This is a genomic window from Stenotrophomonas sp. JC08 (assembly GCF_052180205.1).
Classification (GTDB): Bacteria; Pseudomonadota; Gammaproteobacteria; order Xanthomonadales; family Xanthomonadaceae; genus Stenotrophomonas.
The window spans coordinates 1,943,876-1,962,293 of sequence record NZ_CP197473.1 but is presented as its reverse complement, the minus strand read 5'-3'; the positions used below and the strand labels follow the sequence as shown (position 1 = coordinate 1,962,293).

Annotated in this window: 11 protein-coding genes; 5 read left to right on the top strand and 6 right to left on the bottom strand. The window is 65.7% G+C overall.

What is annotated here, in order from left to right; all coding sequences use genetic code 11:
• Window positions 1-24: 24 nt before the first annotated feature.
• Together dxs and ACSBPQ_RS08935 are read right to left on the bottom strand one after the other, a co-directional pair.
• Window positions 25-1,932: a 1-deoxy-D-xylulose-5-phosphate synthase gene (gene dxs, locus ACSBPQ_RS08940; protein ID WP_442681846.1), complete on the bottom strand. Its 1,908-nt coding sequence runs from the start codon at window positions 1,930-1,932 to the stop codon at window positions 25-27.
• Between the two features lie 196 nt (window positions 1,933-2,128).
• A complete protein-coding gene (locus tag ACSBPQ_RS08935) occupies window positions 2,129-2,797 on the bottom strand; it encodes an HNH endonuclease (RefSeq protein ID WP_442681845.1) in 669 nt (222 codons plus the stop codon).
• Window positions 2,798-3,208: 411 nt separating this feature from the next.
• Between ACSBPQ_RS08935 and ACSBPQ_RS08930 the strand changes: the two genes are divergently transcribed.
• From ACSBPQ_RS08930 to ACSBPQ_RS08910, 5 genes are all read left to right on the top strand, one after another.
• Complete coding sequence (locus ACSBPQ_RS08930) at window positions 3,209-5,179, top strand: alpha/beta hydrolase family protein (RefSeq protein WP_442681844.1); 1,971 nt, start codon at window positions 3,209-3,211, stop codon at window positions 5,177-5,179.
• Window positions 5,180-5,312: 133 nt separating this feature from the next.
• Window positions 5,313-6,479 carry a DmpA family aminopeptidase gene (locus ACSBPQ_RS08925; RefSeq protein WP_442681843.1) on the top strand — a complete coding sequence of 389 codons (1,167 nt, stop codon included), beginning with the start codon at window positions 5,313-5,315 and terminating at the stop codon, window positions 6,477-6,479.
• Window positions 6,480-6,750: 271 nt separating this feature from the next.
• Entirely contained in the window at window positions 6,751-8,718 is a 1,968-nt protein-coding gene (locus tag ACSBPQ_RS08920; protein ID WP_442681842.1) for an OPT family oligopeptide transporter, read from the top strand.
• Window positions 8,719-8,965: 247 nt separating this feature from the next.
• Window positions 8,966-11,032, top strand: coding sequence for a prolyl oligopeptidase family serine peptidase (locus ACSBPQ_RS08915; RefSeq protein ID WP_442681841.1), 2,067 nt, complete (start codon window positions 8,966-8,968; stop codon window positions 11,030-11,032).
• Window positions 11,033-11,157: 125 nt separating this feature from the next.
• Window positions 11,158-12,411, top strand: a complete 1,254-nt coding sequence (locus tag ACSBPQ_RS08910; protein ID WP_442681840.1) for a DUF819 family protein — start codon at window positions 11,158-11,160, stop codon at window positions 12,409-12,411.
• Window positions 12,412-12,861: 450 nt separating this feature from the next.
• Here ACSBPQ_RS08910 and ACSBPQ_RS08905 read toward each other — a convergent pair whose 3' ends face one another.
• The 4 genes from ACSBPQ_RS08905 to rnd all read right to left on the bottom strand — a co-directional run bounded on the left by ACSBPQ_RS08905 (window position 12,862) and on the right by rnd (window position 18,304).
• Window positions 12,862-13,086 (bottom strand): YbdD/YjiX family protein, encoded by a 225-nt coding sequence (locus tag ACSBPQ_RS08905; RefSeq protein WP_442681839.1) that lies wholly within the window; start codon window positions 13,084-13,086, stop codon window positions 12,862-12,864.
• Entirely contained in the window at window positions 13,086-15,152 is a 2,067-nt protein-coding gene (locus tag ACSBPQ_RS08900; protein ID WP_442681838.1) for a carbon starvation CstA family protein, read from the bottom strand. Before ACSBPQ_RS08900 ends, ACSBPQ_RS08905 begins: the two co-directional genes overlap by 1 nt.
• A 274-nt stretch (window positions 15,153-15,426) precedes the next feature.
• Complete coding sequence (locus tag ACSBPQ_RS08895) at window positions 15,427-17,193, bottom strand: SLC13 family permease (protein ID WP_442681837.1); 1,767 nt, start codon at window positions 17,191-17,193, stop codon at window positions 15,427-15,429.
• Between the two features lie 28 nt (window positions 17,194-17,221).
• On the bottom strand, window positions 17,222-18,304 hold the full coding sequence (gene rnd / locus ACSBPQ_RS08890; RefSeq protein ID WP_442681836.1) for a ribonuclease D: 1,083 nt from the start codon (window positions 18,302-18,304) through the stop codon (window positions 17,222-17,224).
• Window positions 18,305-18,418 lie beyond the last annotated feature (114 nt).

Genomic DNA, 18,418 nt, shown 5'->3' with positions numbered 1-18,418 from the left:
CCGCCCGGAAGGCAGGCGTGTCGATCACCCCAGCGCGCTGAGTGCAGGCACAGTGGCCAGTTCCGGCCAGCGCTTGAGGATGGTGTTGCGGATGCCGGCGGCGTCGATGCCGGCTTCGGCCAGCAGGTCCTCGCGGCTGGCGTGGTGCTGGTAGGCATCGGGCAGGCCCAGGTGCAGTACCGGGCGCAGCACGCCTTCGGCATTGAGCAGCTCGGCCACCGCCGAGCCGGCGCCGCCGGCCACCACGTTGTCCTCCACGGTGACGAAGCCCTCGTGGCTGGCGGCCAGCTCCAGCACCATGGCGCGGTCCAGCGGCTTGATGAAGCGCATGTTGACCACGCTCAGGCCCAGTTCGCGGCCGATGGTTTCCGCTGCCGGCACACAGGCGCCAAAGGCCAGGATGGCCAGCTTGCGGCCGCTCACGCGCAGCTGCGCCTTGCCGATCTCCAGCGTCGACAGATCGGTGCCGGCAGCCACGCCGGTACCCGAACCGCGCGGATAGCGCACCGCGGCCGGACCCTTGAATTCCAGACCGGTGGAGAGCATCTGGCGGCACTCGGCCTCGTCGGCCGGGGCCATCACCACCATGTTGGGCACGCAGCGCAGGTAGCTCAGGTCCAGGTTGCCGGCGTGGGTGGCGCCGTCCGGACCGACCACGCCGGCACGGTCGATGGCAAACAGCACATCCAGGTTCTGGGTCGCCACGTCGTGCACGAGCTGGTCATAGGCGCGCTGCAGGAAGGTGGAGTAGATCGCCACCACCGGCTTGGCGCCCTGGGTAGCCATGCCGGCAGCCAGGGTCACGGCATGCTGCTCGGCAATGGCGACATCGAAATAGCGGCTGGGATATTCCTTGGAAAAACGCACCAGACCCGAGCCCTCGCGCATGGCCGGGGTGATGCCCATCAACAGCGGCTCGGCGGCGGCGGCATCGCACAGCCAGTCGCTGAAGACATCGGTGTAGGTCGGTTTTTTTGGTGCGGACTTGGCCGGCAGGCCCTTGGACGGATCAAACGGCCCCACGGCGTGGTAGCCGATCTGGTCGCCTTCAGCCGGCTCGTAGCCCTTGCCCTTGGTGGTCATGATGTGCAGCAGCTGCGGGCCCTTGGCATCCTTCAGGCGCTTGAGCGTGGACAGCAGCAGGGGCAGGTCGTGACCATCGATCGGGCCGGTGTAATGGAAGCCCATCTGCTCGAACGCGGTGGAGGGCACGAACATGCCTTTCCACTGTTCTTCCCAGCGTTTGACAAAGCGTGCCGGCGGGCTGCTGCGCTTGTCGCCGAGGATCTTCTTGCCGCCCTCGCGCAGCGCATTGAAGGTGCGGCTGGCGGTGGCGCGGCCGAGCATCTTGGTCAGCCCGCCGACGGCTTCGGAGATGGACATGTTGTTGTCGTTGAGGATGACCAGCACATTGGGCTCCTCATCCATGCCGCCGGCATGGGCCAGCGCCTCGAAGGCCATGCCGGCAGTCATCGCGCCATCGCCGATCACCGCCACCGCCTTGCGGCTGTCGCCACGGGCCTGGTTGGCAATGGCCATGCCCAGCGCGGCGGAGATCGAGGTGGAGGAATGACCGACGCCAAAGGTGTCGTATTCACTTTCCTCGCGCTTCGGAAACGGTGCCACGCCGTCCTTCTGCTTGACGGTGTGGATGCTGTCGCGGCGGCCGGTGAGGATCTTGTGCGGATAGGTCTGGTGGCCGACATCCCACACCAGCTGGTCGACCGGCGTGTTGAACAGGTAGTGGAGGGCGACGGTGAGCTCGATCACCCCCAGCCCGGCGGCGAAGTGTCCGCCGCTCTTGCCGACCGATTCGATCAGGTAGGCACGCAGTTCGCCCGCGATCGCCTCCAGTTCGCTTTCATCGAACTGGCGCAGGTCAGCAGGAGTCTGGATGCGCGACAGGCGCGGATAGCAGGCAGAGTCGATCATTTTCTTCGGGTTTCAAGCGAAACGGCATTTTCGCCCCGCAGCGAGGGTGGGGCAAGCAAAGCGCGAACGGCGTGAGTGGGGAATGAGGATAATTCCCCCGAAGCTGAAGCCGGGATTCAGAAAAAGGCAGGCGTAGGGAGTGCTGCCGGTGCTGCAAATATGTGGCTGGCAACGTGCCAGCGCTGGCTGGCAGTGTTCAGCAGATGGCGCGGCGCAGTGCGCTCTTGGGCAACTGTGCCTTCAGGAACGCCATCTGGTCGGCGAGGATGTTGCGGTTGGACAGGATTAGATGCTCGATCCAGCTCGGCCGGTAGGGCACGGCCAGCAGCGGCATGTTCGCCTGCTGCGGGGTGCGGTCGCTCTTGCGCGAGTTGCACTGGAAGCAGGCCGAAACCACATTTTCCCAGCTGTCCTGCCCGCCTTTGGAGAGCGGCAGGACGTGATCGCGGGTCAGATGTGGCCGGTTGAAATGCTTGCCGCAGTAAAGACACAGCTGTGCGTCGCGGGCGAACAGCGCGGTGTTGGTCAGGTTCGGAGTGGGGTCGAGCGCGCGCGAATGGGCATGCCCGCGCGAAGCGATGATCGGGTGCAGATCCAGGCCGCTGCGCAGGCCGCTGTCGCGGTTGATGCCGCCATGCACATGCAGGCAGGGATCACCCAGGGTCCACGCCACCGCATCGCGCGCGTACAGGCAACTGGCGTCCTGCCAGGTGATCCAGTCCAGCACGCGGCCATGCGCGTCCAGCGACAGCAGTCGCACGGAACCGAGGCGATGATGGGCGTGGGGAATTGAAAACCCGGGGGACGGAGCAGAAGCATCAGCTCCGGTATTGATCAGACCACGTGTTGTAGTGTCTGTCTCCATCGGGAAAACAGCTTATACATGATCCGTGACAGTTTGTGTAAACACGGGACGCGTTATCCGCCGATGGCGGTTGTGGCCTTGTCGTTTGAACCGGCAGTCCATGGGATGACTGGCTACAGCGGGGCGCTGCCCTGCTTCCATGCAGTGGAGCGTTCGAAGACCGGCCGGTATGGCCCCGCCATTCCGGGTTGCAGCCCCCGCCTTGGCGGACTTCCTGCAGCTTGCCTGCGGTTTTGCGGCCTTCCCCCTGGAGCTGGGTCCTGAGCCGCTGTTTCCGGAGCCTCCACGGCAGGCGCGCTTTACTGATTACTGGCGGTCACGAGCCGGTCTGATGTCCTGTATGCGAGGCCGTCAGAAATCCTCTGCGGTGCCCTAGAATCGCCGGCAGGGACGGGAAGAAACGGGGAAGTTATGAAAGCAGTGGTGCTGGGGTGGGTGCTGGTGCTGTCCACGTTCGCAGGCAATGCGCTGGCGGTGGACCTGGCGGCGTTTATCCGCAAGGACGATTTCAATGACATCCGCCTGTCGCCGACGGGCAAGTATTACGCTGCCACAGCGCCGCTCGAAGACAAGACCGCGCTGGTGATTTTCACGCGGGACGGCAACAGAATGTCGGGCAGCTTTGTTCCGGCGCGCAACGCACACGTGAACGGGTTTGAATGGGTGAGTGACGAGCGGGTGCTGATCAGCATTGCCGAGAAGTTCGGCATGCTGGACCAGCCACGTCCCACCGGTGAAATCTATGCGGTCAACGCCGATGGCGGACAGGCCGACCTTCTGGTGGGTTTCCGCGTGCAGGGACGAGGGGCGGGGACGCGTATCCAGCCCAAAAAGGTGGAAAGCGTGGCGGCGTTCCTGGTGGACGGGCTGCCGGCCGATGAGCGCAACGTGGTGGTATCGGTCTGGCCGCTGGGGCAGACCGAGCCGTTCACCCGTGCCGACCGGCTGGATGTCGTCAGCGGGCGCCGCGCTACGCTGGCCTCGGCACCGGTGCGACGGGCGAGTTTCACCACTGACAACAATGGTGAAGTGCGGCTGGCGCAGGGCTCGGATGTGGACAACATCAGCAAGCTTTTCTACCGCGACGCCCGGGGCAGTGACTGGCGGCTGGTCAGCAGTGGCAGTGCCGATGGCCGTATCGATGAGCCGCTGGGTTTCTCCGCCGACAACAGCATTGCCTACCTGCGGGTGCGTGGCGACGGGAAGGGCCCGGACAGCATCGTGGCGTGGGATCCGGCCAGCGACAAACGCACCACCGTGCTGCGTGATACCCGGGCCGATCCGTGGAGCATCATCCATCGCAACGGCACCGCTATTCCGCTGGGGGCGCTGGTGATGGACGGGCGCCACCGCAGCATGTTCTTCGATGAGAACGTGCCCGAGGCGCGTCTTTACCGCAGCCTGGAGGCGGCGTTTCCGGGCCAGTCGGTACGGGTGACTTCCAGCACCAAGGACGGCCAGCTGCTGATGGTGAAAGTGTGGTCGGGCAGCAATCCGGGTGACTACTACGTATTCGACGTGGCCGCCAAAAAACTGGATTTCGTGGTTGCCAGCGGCAGCTGGATCGACCCGGATACCGCGGCGACGGTGGAACCTTTCAGTTTCACTGCGCGCGATGGCCTAGTGATCCATGGCTACCTGACCCGGGCGCGTGGCGGGAGCGGTGCCGGGCCGATGGTGCTGATGCCGCATGGTGGTCCCTATGGCATTTTCGACCAGTGGGAATACAACCGTGATGCGCAGATGCTGGCCGCCGCCGGCTATACGGTGATGCAGGTGAACTATCGCGGCTCGGGCAACCATGGTTGGGCCTTCCGCCAGGCCGGTGCCCGTCAATGGGGCGGTACGATGCAGGATGACCTCACCGATGCCACCCGCTGGGCGGTGCGCGAAGGACATGCCGATGCCAGCCGCATCTGTATCTATGGTGCCAGTTATGGTGCTTATGCCGCCCTGATGGGCGTGGCCAGGGAGCAGGAGCTGTACCGCTGTGCCGCCGGCTATGTTGGCGTGTATGACCTGCCGCTGATGCAGCGGGAAGACCGGCGCACCGCGCGCAGCTTGGGCAACTGGTCCAGGGACTGGGTGGGAGAGGATCAGACCGCGCTGGCTGCCGCTTCGCCCAACCGCTTCGCCGACCGGATCAAGGTGCCGGTGTTCCTGGCGGCCGGCGGCGAGGATGAGATCGCCCCGGTCGAGCACACGAGGATGATGGAGGCGGCGCTGAAGAAGGCGGGAGTACCCGTGGAGTCGCTGTATTACCCCACCGAAGGTCATGGCTTCTACACCGAGCCGCACCAGCGCGAGTACTACACGAAACTGCTGGCGTTCCTGTCGCGCCATATCGGCGGGCGTCCTGCGCAAGCGGCCGCTTCTCCGTGAGCACATCATCCCAGCCGGATTGAAGCGGCGGCGCAACCCCGGCACCTTGCGTGCCGGGGGTTCTTGCGGCGTGTCGTGCTTGTTGCTGTACCGTGGCCCGGGAGCCTGAAACTTCCTGACCAGGGTGCCTTGAATGATGAAGCGTGCGTCCACCCTTTTACTTGTCCTGGCCGCCGTCAGCATGGACGCCGATGCCAGCGAGCAGCGGCCACGGGCACGCGAGGCTGGCGTGGTGATCGGCACGCTGCCGACCGGTGCGCGCAATGCGATCACTGATGTGGCCGGGGTGGGTGTCGGCCACGCTACGTTGCATGAGGGCTCGTGCCTGCATACCGGAGTCACTGCGATCCTGCCGCATACCGGCAACCTGTACCGGCAGCGGGTGCCGGCCGCGATCGTCGTTGGCAACGGCTACGGCAAGCTAGCCGGTATCACCCAGGTGCAGGAACTCGGGGAGCTGGAAACCCCGATCCTGCTGACCGGCACGCTGAGCACCTGGAAGGTTGCCGACGCCGCGGTGGACTGGCTGCTGCGCCAGCCGGGCATGGAGCAGGTACGTTCGATCAATCCGCTGGTGGGCGAAACCAACGACGGTTACCTCAGCGATATCCGTGCCCGGCCGCTGACACCGGCGCTGGTGGAAAAGGCGTTGACCACGCCATCTTTTGGCGAGGTCGAGGAGGGCGCCGTGGGTGCCGGTGCCGGCACGGTCGCCTTTGGCTGGAAGGGCGGCATCGGCACCAGTTCGCGGCAGCTGCCAGCCGAAGAGGGTGGCTATACCGTCGGCGTGCTGGTGCAGAGCAATTACGGCGGCGAGCTGACCATTGCCGGGGTGCCGGTCTGGAAAGTGCTGCCGGACCCGGCCGTGCACGCACGCAGTCTGGCGGTGCCGCCACCGAGCACGGGCGATGGCAGCATCATGATGGTGGTCGCCACCGATGCACCCCTGGATGCGGCGCAGCTGCAGCGTCTGGCGCGGCGGGCGCTGGTCGGCCTGGCACGGACCGGCTCGGTGATGTCCAACGGCTCGGGGGATTACGTCATCGCCTTCTCCACGGCGAAGGAAAACCGGCGCGATCCGCAGGTGCCGGTGCAGCCGGCCCGCAGTGTCGCCGGTGAAGCCCTGTCGCCCCTGTTCCAGGCCGCCGCCGAGGCGACGGAAGAGGCCATCGTCAACTCGCTGTTCCGCGCGCGCACCGTTCAGGGGCATCGGGGTACTGCGGCGGCGCTGCCACTGGCGCCGGTACTGGAGGCGATACGTCGCGCGAAACGGACCGAGTCCGGCGACGCTTCGCACTGACTGTCCACAAGTGCGGCGAACACGCACGGGCATTCCCGCAGGTACCGCGCATGGCTGGAGAGGTTTCCGGATGCCGGGCGGATTGAACGTGCAATCACGCTGCCGGCGATGCGGATCGCCACCCAGCAGTGGCTTCCTTGCAGGGAGGCTGGGTTTTGCCGAAAGCGGTGGCCGGCTGTGCCTGATGCCATTTCTTGCCGCGTCGCGGCTGGACTTGCTGTTAAGCCGGCGTTAGCTTGACTGCGGTTTTTTCGCCATTCAAAGGCTTTCCATGAACAACGCTGCGCCTCGGCAGCTCACTTTCCGTGCGGTGGTGCTTGCCATCGTGCTGGCGGTGATCCTGTCCGCCGCCAATGCCTATCTGGGTCTGTTCGCAGGCCTGACCATCGCCACCGCCATCCCGGCGGCCGTCATCTCCATGGGCGTGCTGCGCCTGCTCGGCGGCGGCACCATCCTGGAAAACAACATCGTCCAGACCGGCGCCTCGGCCGGCTCGTCGATCGCCGCCGGTGTGATCTTCACCATCCCGGCGCTGGTGATCATGGGCTACTGGCCGGACTTCAAATACTGGTGGGTGCTGGGCATCGCCGGGCTCGGTGGCCTGCTGGGCGTGCTGTTCTCGGTACCGCTGCGGCGCTCGATGATCGTCGAAGACCCGCTGCCGTTCCCCGAAGGCAAGGCCGCGGCCGAAGTGCTCAAGGCCGGTGAGAATCCCGGCCCGGGCCTGAAGATCCTTGCCCTGTCGGCGGTGATCGGTGCCGGCGTCAAGGTCGCCGCGGCCAGCGGCATGCGCCTGATCCCGGATACCTGGGCGCAGTCGGCCTACATCGGCAGCTCCAAGGTCACCGCCTTCATCGGCACCAACCTGTCGCCAGCGCTGCTGGGCGTGGGCTACATCGTCGGCCTGAACGTCGGCATCGTGGTGGTGTCCGGCGCCATCCTGTCCTGGCACATCGCCATTCCGCTGTACCAGGCGTTCTTCATGGGCACCGATCCGGCGCTGGCCGCGCAGATCGCCGGCGCGTCTTCGGCCGATGCCGCGTTCGCCATCTGGGGCGCCAAGATCCGCTATCTGGGCGTCGGCGCGATGCTCATCGGCGGTATCTGGACGCTGTTCTCGCTGCGCAAGTCGCTGCTCAATGGCGTCAAGAGCGGTTTTGCCGCCGCGCGCAAGAGCAGCGGCCCGGCGCTGGATCACACCGAGCGCGACCTGCCGATGAAGTGGATGCTGATCGCGCTGGTCGCCTTCACCCTGCCGCTGCTGGGCCTGTACCAGGCCATCGTCGGCCAGTGGCTGGTGTCGATCCCGATGACCCTGATCATGATCGTCGCCGGCTTCCTGTTCGTGTCGGTGTCGGCCTATCTGGCCGGCCTGATCGGCTCATCCAACAACCCGGTCTCGGGCATCACCATCTCCACCATCCTGTTCGCCTCGGCGGTGCTGGTGGTGCTACTGGGTGATTCGGGTCTGGAGAAGGTGGGTGTGGGTGGCGCACCGCTGGGTGCAGTGGCCGCGATCATGATCGGTGCGGTGGTGTGCTGCGCCGCGGCCGTGGGCGGTGACAACCTGCAGGACCTGAAAGCCGGCTACATCGTCGGCGCCACGCCGTGGAAGCAGCAGCTGATGCTGGGTATCGGCGCGTTCTCCTGCGCGCTGATCATGGCGCCGGTGCTGAACCTGCTGGCCACCGCCTACGGCATCGGTGCGCCGACCGCCGAGCATCCCAACGCGCTGGCCGCGCCGCAGGCCAACCTGATGGCCTCGGTGGCCCGCGGTCTGTTCGGCGGCGAGCTGCCGTGGCTGTTCATCGGCATGGGTGCGGCGGTGGGCGCGGCGATCATCGCCATCGACGAATGGCTGAAGAAGGCCGGCAAGCGCTTCCGCGTGCCGGTGCTGGCCGCAGCCATCGGCATCTACCTGCCGCTGGAGCTGATGGTGCCGATCTTCCTCGGTGGCCTGATCGCGCATCTGGTCGAGCGCTTCCACAAGATCCGCGCCGATGACGAGGCCGGCCGCGACCGCGTGCACAAGCCGGGCGTGCTGTTCGCCGCCGGCCTGATCACCGGCGAGGCGCTGATGGGTATCGCCATCGCCATCCCGATCGTGATCAGCGAGCGGGCCGACGTGCTGGCCGTGCCGGTGCAGCTGCCGGCCGCGCAGTGGATCGGCCTGGCGGTGCTGGCCGTGGTCGGCTGGTTGATCTACCGCGTCGGCAAGCGCGCCGAGGCCAAGATGTAAGCGCTGCAGCCGCCTTGTGTCTGAACGACCATCCCCGCTACGGCGGGGATGGTCGTTTCCGGCGTCAGCAAACACGTATTGCCCCATGGGTGGAATCCACAACTCCAGCGGGAAGGGTGAGACGGCTCACTCATCCATCCCCCGACATCACCAGGACTTTGCTGGTTCTGGCCATGACTGATGGCCTTTGCACGCGCTGCGGTTCCGGCCCTACCATCGGCGTTTGCCGTTTTTCCGGGAGATGCCCATGAAGCTTCGTCACGCCCTGTTGCCGTTGTGCCTGCTCGCTGCGCTGCCTTCGCTGGCCAATGCGCGTGGTTTCGATGTCCGCGACATGGTCAAGCTGGACCGCGTGTCGGCGCCGTTGTTGACCGCCAACGGCGCACAGGTGGTGTTCACCAAGCGCGTGGTCGACGCCGACCTGAAAGCCAGCAGCAGCCTGTGGATCCGTGACCTGCGCACGCGCGACCTGGCGCCGCCGCGCCAGTTCAGCCCGGAAGGCTGGAGTGTCAACTCCGCCGCGCTCTCCGCTGACGGCCAGAGCGTGTACTTCCTCAGTGCCAAGAATGGCAGCCAGCAGCTGTATGTGATGCCGCTGAACGGTGGTGCGCCGCGCCAGCTGACCGACTTCCCGGTCGGCGTGGACAGCTACCGGGTTTCGCCGCAGGATGACCGCGTGCTGTTCAGCGCCGATGTCTATCAGGACTGCGGCTCGGATCTGGCCTGCACCAGCAAGCGTCTTGAAGCCGGGAAGACCCGGAAGACCAGCGGTGAGCTGTTCGACGGCATCTTCGTGCGTCACTGGGACACCTGGGCCGATGGGCGCCGCAATACGCTGTTCGTGGCGCCGCTGCCGGCAGCGGATGCAGCGGCAGTGAAGGGGGCATCGGCGATCAGCGCCACCCTGGCCGGCGATGCGCCGTCCAAGCCCTTCGGTGGCAATGACGATTACGTCTGGTCGCCGGACGGCAAGTCGGTGGTGGCGTCGATCCGCGTGGCCGGCAAGCAGGAGCCGTGGTCGACCAACTTCGACCTCTACCGGCTTGATGCAGCTGGCAAGAAGGCGCCGGTCAACCTGACCGCCAGCAACCCGGCCTGGGACACCGGCCCGGTGTTCAGCGCCGACGGCAAAACCCTGTTCTACCGTGCGATGAAGCGCCCGGGCTTCGAAGCGGACCGCCTCGGGCTGATGGCGCTGGACCTGGCCAGCGGCAAGGCCCGCGAGATCGCCCCGCAGTGGGACCGCTCTGCCGATGGCATCACCCTGTCGGCCGATGGCCAGACCCTCTACACCACCGCGCAGGACATGGGCGAGCACCCGCTGTTCGCGGTGAACATTGCCAATGGCGAGCCGACCAGGCTGGTGGGCGAGGGCAGTATCTCGGCCTTCGACATCGCCGGAGATACGCTCACCTTCACCCGCAATTCGCTCAAGAGTGGCGACCAGGTGTTTACCAGCAGCACCACCGCCGGAGCGCCGCTGCGGGCCATCACCCCGAGTGCCGGTGAAATGCTCGAGGGCGTGGACTTCGGTGACTTCGAGCAGTTCTCGTTCAAGGGCTGGAACGATGAAACCGTGCACGGTTATGTGCTCAAACCGCACAACTACCAGGAAGGCAAGCAGTACCCGGTTGCGTTCCTGATCCACGGCGGCCCGCAGGGCAGCTTCGGCAATGGCTGGAGCTACCGCTGGAATCCGCAGACCTATGCCGGGCAGGGCTACGCGGTGGTGATGATCGATTTCCACGGTTCCACCGGTTACGGCCAGGCCTTCACCGATGCGATCAGCCAGCACTGGGGCGACCGCCCGCTGGAGGATCTGCAGAAGGGCTGGGCGGCGGCGCAGCAGCAGTACCCGTTCCTCGATGGCGACAAGGCCTGCGCGCTGGGTGCCAGTTACGGCGGTTACATGGTCAACTGGATCGCCGGCAACTGGAACGAGCCGTGGAAGTGCCTGGTCAACCACAATGGCGTCTTCGATACGCGCTCGATGGGCGCGGTGACCGAAGAGCTGTGGTTCACCGAGTGGGAGTTCGGCGGCACCGTGGCGGCCAATCCCGACGGCTATGAGGCATTCAATCCGGCGCGGCACATCCACAAGTGGAAGGTGCCCACGCTGGTGGTCGCCGGCCAGAACGACTTCCGCGTACCGCTGGACCAGAGCCTGTCCACGTTCCACACCCTGCAACGGCAGGGGATCGAGTCGCAGCTGCTGTACTTCCCGGACGAGAACCACTGGGTGCTCAAGCCGCACAACAGCGTGCAGTGGCATGACACGGTCAATGGCTGGCTGAAGAAGCATATCGGCCAGTAATGCGACCGATGGCGCCACGTGCCGGCAACCGCCCGTGCCGTGGCGCCGCGTGCTAGGCTGGCCAGCCTCACGCCACGTTGTCCACGTGGCGTTTTTATTTCTCTTCGTTCGACAGGAAAGGCTGTATGCCGACCGAAAGCAGTACGACCCTGATCACCAATGACATCGTCGGGCTTGGCCTGATCGCCGCCACGCTGGGGCTGATCTTCCATCTGTCCAGCCGTGTCGACGGCTTCTGGCGCAAGTTCTTCAACTGGGTGCCGGCGCTGTTGCTGTGCTACTTCATCCCGGCCATCTACAACACCGCGGGAGTCATCGACGGCCACGCCACCAAGCTGTACAACCCGGTGGCGCGGGATGTGCTGCTGCCCGCGGCGCTGGTGCTGCTGACGCTGTCGATCGACCTGAAGGGCATCCTCAAGCTGGGCCCGAAGCTGCTGATCATGTTCGCCACCGGTACCGTGGGCATCATGCTCGGTGCGCTGGTGTCGTTCCAGGCGATGAAGCTGATCCATCCGGCCACCGTGGCTGGCGACACCTGGGCCGGCATGGCGGCGCTGGCCGGCAGCTGGATCGGCGGCGGTGCCAACATGGCGGCGATGCGCGAAACCTTCAACGTCGATGCCACCACCTTCGGCCAGTTCGCGGTGGTGGATGTGGTCTGCGCCAGCATCCTGCTGATGCCGGGGCTGATCTGGCTGGCCGGCCGCGCGCAGGGCATCGACGCGCGCAACGGGGCCGACACCTCGGCGATCGACGACATGAAACGCCGCATCGCCGACTACCAGGCCAAGAGCGCCCGTATCCCGACCCTGACCGACCTGATGGTCATCGTCGGTGTCGGACTGGGCATTGTCGGCGCGGCGCACGCGCTGGCCACGCCGCTGGCGACGTGGTGTGCGGCGAACATCAGCTTCGCCAGACAGGCCTCGCTGGACAACCAGTTCGTATGGGTGGTGATGCTGTCCACCTTCGCCGGCCTGGCGCTGAGCTTCACCCGCGCACGCGAGCTGGAAGCGGCCGGCGCGTCCAAGGTCGGCACGCTGTTCCTGTACTTCCTGATCGCCTGCATCGGCATGCAGATGGACCTGCTCTCGTTGCTGGAGCGGCCGTGGCTGTTCCTGCTGGGCGTGATCTGGATGGGCACCCACGTGCTGCTGCTGTACGTGGTCGGCCGCCTGCTCAAGGCGCCGCTGTTCTTCCTGGCCATCGGCTCGCAGGGCAACGTCGGTGCGGCGGCTTCGGCGCCGGTGGTGGCCGCGGCGTTCCACCCCAGCCTGGCACCGGTGGGCGTGCTGCTGGGCACCGTCGGCTATGCCACCGGCACGGTGCTGGCCTATCTCACCGGGCTGATGCTCAAGTGGATGGCCGGAGCCTGAGAGCCGGGAGAAGGCGGAACGGAAAAGGCGGAGCAACGGCTCCGCCTTTTTCATTCTGCTGCCGAGCCTTGCAGCGGCCGGTTCCGGCTGTCCGTGCATGGCATTCGCTTGCCTTCAGTGGTTATGAGTGCGGCAGGAAGTGCGAGGGACCTTGCGATGACTGCATGGCTGCCTATGTCCTCCGGAACACGTGCCGCAGTCCATAGACGGGAGGAGTGTTGCATCGGCCTGGCCAGCGGCAGCAAGTTCCGCATGGGCGCATGCATTTCTTTCTGCACTGCGGGGGAGGGGGGGGTGACGCTTGCCGGAGGTCTGGGCAACCGGGTCTGATCGATCGGGGTTTGCAACGAGGGTATGACGTACGGGTTGCCGGGAGGTTTCTCCGGTCAGTGGGCAAATAAAAAGGCGGGACCCATGGCCCCGCCTTTGAAGTTCTTCAAGTGTGCCGGTTCAGCAGCAGCGGAAGCCGCCCTTGCCGCCGAAGCGGGCTTCCTGGCGTTCGCGGAAGAAGGTCTTGTAATCCATTACCGGCCGGTCCGGGTGCTTGTCCTGCATGTGCCGGACATAGTTGTCGTAGTCCGGCACGCCGCAGCATAGCCGCGCGGTCTGTACCAGACGCCGCCAGGTGCGGCGGAACGTCTGGTACTGGCCGACGGGGACCAGTTCGGTGCCCATTACACGTCCATCTCGTGCGGCTTGAGCGCCACGTACGGCGTCTCGTGGTCGGTGCGTACCGGCGAGCGGCGCGCCGCGGCGATGGTCTTGACCGAGTACACCAGCACCGCGAACACCACGAACAGGAACAGCGCGGTGAGGCCGGCGTTGATGTAGTTGTTGACCATCACCTGCTGCATCTGACCGAAATCCTTGGACGGCGGCAGCAGGTTGCCGGCGGCGATGGCGTCACGGTACTTGTGCGCCTGCACGATGAAGCCCACGCCCGGCTCGCTGGAGAAGATCTTGATGAAGCCGGCCGCGGTGGTGCAGATCAGCAGCCAGATCGCCGGCAGCAGTGGCACCCAGGCGTACTTGTCCTTCTTCATCTTGAACAGCACCACGGTGCACAGCAGCAGTGCCACGCCGGCCAGCATCTGGTTGGCGATACCGAACAGCGGCCACAGCATGTTGATGCCGCCCAGCGGATCGGTCACGCCCTGGTACAGGAAGTAACCCCACAGCGCCACGCAGCCACCGGTGGCGATGAAGCTGGCCACCCACGAATCGGTACGGCGCAGCGCCGGCACGAAGTTGCCCAGCAGGTCCTGCAGCATGAAGCGGCCCGAACGGGTGCCGGCATCAACTGCAGTGAGGATGAACAGCGCTTCAAACAGGATCGCGAAGTGGTACCAGAACGCCATCATGCCGTCGCCCGGGATCACCGCATGCAGGATCTGCGCGATGCCCACCGCCAGCGTCGGTGCACCGCCGGCACGCGAGAGGATGGTGGTTTCACCGATATCGGCAGCGGTGGCGGTGAGCTGTTCCGGGCTGATCGCAAAGCCCCAGTTGCTGACCACCTGCGCAGCGTTGACCACATCGGTGCCGATCACCGCTGCCGGCGAGTTCATCGCGAAGTAGATGCCCGGCTCGATGATCGAGGCCGCCACCATCGCCATGATCGCCACGAACGATTCCATCAGCATGCCGCCGTAGCCGATGTAGGCGGCGTGGCCTTCATTGGCCAGCAGCTTGGGCGTGGTGCCCGAGCTGATCAGTGCATGGAAACCGGACACCGCGCCGCAGGCGATGGTGATGAACAGGAACGGGAACATGCTGCCCTTCCACACCGGGCCGGTGCCGTCGGTGAACTGGGTCAGCGCCGGCATCTTCAGTTCCGGCATCACGATCAGGATGCCGATCGCCAGGCCGACGATGGTGCCGATCTTGAGGAAGGTGGACAGGTAGTCACGCGGCGCCAGCAGCAGCCACACCGGCAGCACCGCGGCGACGAAACCGTAGCCGATCAGCATCCAGGTGATCTGCACGCCGGTGAAGGTGAACATCGGGCCCATCACCGGATCGGCGGCGACCTTGCCGCCGTACCAGATCGCCGACAGCAACAGGATCAGCCCGACCACGGAGATCTCGCCGATCTTGCCGGGGCGGACATAGCGCATGTAGATGCCCATCAGGATGGCGATGGGCATGGTCGCGATGACGGTGAACATGCCCCACGGGCTGCCTTCCAGCGCCTTCACCACGATCATCGCCAGCACCGCGAGGATGATGATCATGATCATGAACACGCCGAACAGGGCGATGGTGCCGGGCACCGGACCCATCTCCTCGCGCACCAGATCGCCCAGCGAGCGGCCGTTGCGACGGCTGGAAATGAACAGGACCATGAAATCCTGCACCGCGCCGGCCAGCACCACGCCGGCGATCAGCCACAGCGTGCCGGGCAGATAGCCCATCTGCGCGGCCAGTACCGGGCCGACCAGCGGGCCGGCGCCGGCGATGGCGGCGAAGTGGTGGCCGAACAGCACGTGCTTGTTGGTGGGCACGTAGTCCAGGCCATCGTTGTTGAGGATGGCCGGTGTGGCACGGGTGGGGTCGACCCCGAGCACCTTGTTGGCGACGAACAAGCCGTAATAGCGGAAGGCGACCAGATACAGCGAGACCGCGGCAATCACGATCCACAGGGCATTGATGTGTTCGCCCCTGCGCAACGCAACCACGCCCAGACAGAATGCGCCGATCAGGGAGAGCAGCGCCCAGCCGGCTTTGGAGAAACCTTTCATCGAGTCGCCTCGCAGGGAGAGTTGTCCAAGGGTCTACCCATGCCGGGCAGGGGTCAACGGATTGGTGCTGCTGCAAGGATCAGACTTTGGTCTTAATGGGCGGTGCGAAAAAGATGAACAGGTACGACGGGGGCTGGTGAATCCTGCTCTTCGAGCCCGGTGTTCCGGGTATCGCCGGGCACCGGGTTGATGTGATGCCTGCTTCTGCTCTGCCGGCGCCTGGTGGTCCGCTGCGGGCAGGGATGGCAGCGTGATCCAGCGCGCGCGGTAGCCTCTAGAACGGCCAGAATCTGGGAATGTAGATCACCCCGAGCACCCAGAAGATCAGGTTCAGCGGCAGGCCGACCTTGACGAAGTCGGTGAAGCGGTAGCCGCCGGCGGTATAGACCATGGTGTTGGTCTGGTAGCCGACCGGGGTCAGGAAGCTGGTCGAGGCGGAGAAGGTCACCGCCACCAGAAACGGCGTCGCATCCACGCCCAGCATCTGCGCGGTGGAGATGCCGATCGGTGTCAGCAGCACCGCCGCAGCCGAGTTGCTCATCAGCTCGGCCAGCAGCAGCGCCACCAGATACATCACCGCCAGCACCACGTGCGGACCGAGGTCGCGCACCAGCCCGATGGTGTGTTCGACCACGAATGCGGCCGTACCGGTCTGGCTCATCGCCACGCCCAGCGGCAGCAGGCCGGCCATCAGCACGACGATGCGCCAGTCGATGGCGTCATACACGCCATCCGCGTCGAGGCACCCGGCCAGTGTCATCGCCACCGCGCCGACCAGCGAGGTGATCGCGATCGGTGCCCAGCCGATTGCCGGAATGCCGATCACCAGCGCCATCGTGAGCAGCGCGAAAGTGCCGCGCCAGCCCTTGGGCTTGGCCGCCTCGCGCTCGGAAAGCACGATCACGTCGGGGTCGCGGCGCAGCGCGGGCGCATCTGCACTGGAGGTGATCAGCAGCAGGATGTCGCCCACGTCCAGCCGCACATCCTTGAGCTTCTCGCACAGCACCTCGCCGCGGCGCTGGATGGCGAGCACGACCGCGTTGTGGTTCCAGCTGCGGTCCAGCGCTTCCAGCGTGCGGTCGGCGGCGCGCGAGTTGGGCGCGATCATCACCTCGGTGATCACCTGGTCGGCTTCATCCAGCAGGCGCGCCTTGAACTTGAACTGGGAGTTGATCTCCAGCCCGGCCTTGCGGGTCAGCTCCACCAGCTTGGACCAGTCGCCACGGGCCAGCAGGATGTCGTCCTCCTGCAGGGTCTGCGTCTGCGCCGCCGATACCCTGTGCTTGCCGCGCAGCAGCTCCAGGATGAAGACACCCTTCTGCTCGCCCAGCCGGCTTTCCTGGATGGTCTTGCCGATCAGCCGCGAGCCGGGCATCACGCGCAGCTCGGTGAGGAATTTGCCGATGTCGTAATGTTCGACGAACCCCGCGTTGCGCGTGTCCGGCAGCAGCCAGCGGCCGAAGATCAGCAGGTACGCGCAGCCGGCAGCCAGGCAGATCAGCCCCAACGGGGTGAACTCGAACATGGTGAAGCCGGGGTGTCCCAGGTCCTTGGCGATGCCGTTGACCAGCAGGTTGGTGGAGGTGCCCACCAGCGTGCAGACACCGGCCATCTGCGACACGAACGACAGCGGGATCAGCGCCTTGGAGGCCGGCATGCCGATCCTGGTAGTGGCGGCGATGACCAGCGGCATGAACACCGCCACGACCGCGGTGTTGTTGACGAACGGGGCGATGATCGCCAGTACCGCGAACAGCAGCAGCAGGAACAGCAGCGGCGATTTCGTCCGGCTGAACAACCAGCCGATGCCCGACAGCGCGCCACTGTTCTGCAACCCGGCGGCCAGCACGAACATCGAGGCGACGGTGATCGTGGCCTGGTTGCTGAAGCCGCTCAGCGCCTGCTGCGGGGTGACCAGGTCGAGCACGGCCAGTGTCGCCAGCACCAGCACCGCGACCATGTCCATGCGCAGCTTTTCGGTGGCGAACAGGTAGATCGCCACCAAGGTGATGCCGATCACAAGCAGGATCTGGAAGCTCATGCAGCCGCTACTCCGTGTGTCCGCCCGATCACCGCGCCGGCAATAACGGCTGCAATACCGGTTCCAGCAATGCCTTGCGCCAGCCGCTCAGAGCGGCCGGCCATTGCCCGTTTTCCAGCAGTGCTTCCAGATGCTTGCGTGAAGCCAGCAGGCCGTCGGGGAGTCCGAGCCCGGCGCTGTGGCTGGCAACCGCTTCCTGCAGACGCTTGAGCGCAGCCTTGTTGGCGTCCGTCGGTGCCAGCGGCTGCGGTGCCTGCGCCTCGTCTTCCAGCGGCGTGGTCAATGCCTGCCAGACCGCCTGGGCCAGTTTGCGTGGGGCCTTGGGGAAACGCTCGAACAGCTGCAGCATCGCCGCGTAGTCGGCCGGCGGCGTGCGCGCCAGCAGCGTGGCCAGCTCGTTGTCCAGCACCCAGCTGCGCGGTTTGTCGCTGTGCCGGGCCTGCTGGTCGCGCCAGCGCAGCAGCCGCAGCAGCCGCAGCCGCGCGTCGCTGTCGAGGAACTGGGCTGCGCGCATCGACAGGTGCGGCCAATGCTCGCCTTCATCATTCTCGATGGTGGCGACCATCCGCTCGCATTCGTCCTGCAACCAAGCGAGGCGATCCTGGGCCCGCAGCCGGGATTGGATGGCGTCGTGCAGCGCGAACAGGTATTCCACGTCATCGGCGGCGTATTCCAGCTGTGCCGGTGACAACGGCCGGCGCATCCAGTCCGAGCGGGTCTCGCCCTTGGCCAGGGTGACGCCGGTGATTTCCGCCACCAGCTTCTGATAGCCCATGCCACTGCCGAAGCCGGCCATCGCCGCGCCGGTCTGGGTGTCGAACAGCGGCCGGGGCAGGGCGTCACAGGCACACTTGAACGCCACAAGGTCCTCGCTGGCGCTGTGCATGACCTTGACGATGGTGGGATCGGTCAGCCACGGCCGCAGCGCGTCGGTCATGCCGGGAATCAGCGGGTCGATCAACAGGATCTCCTCGCCCACGGCCATCTGCACCAGTGCCAGTTGCGGCCAGTAGGTACGCTCGCGGATGAACTCGGTATCCAGCCCGATGCGGGCCGGAGGCTGGCGGTAACGCTCTTCAAGTTCGCTCGGGTGTTTGATCCAATAAGCCACGTGGTTTCCGTCAACTGCATGTTTGCTCAGGCTGGCGAGAATAGCCTAACGTCGACTCGCCCCGGCATTGCAGACCGGAACTGGAGGGAATTTGCGTACTACCGGCCCGTTGCT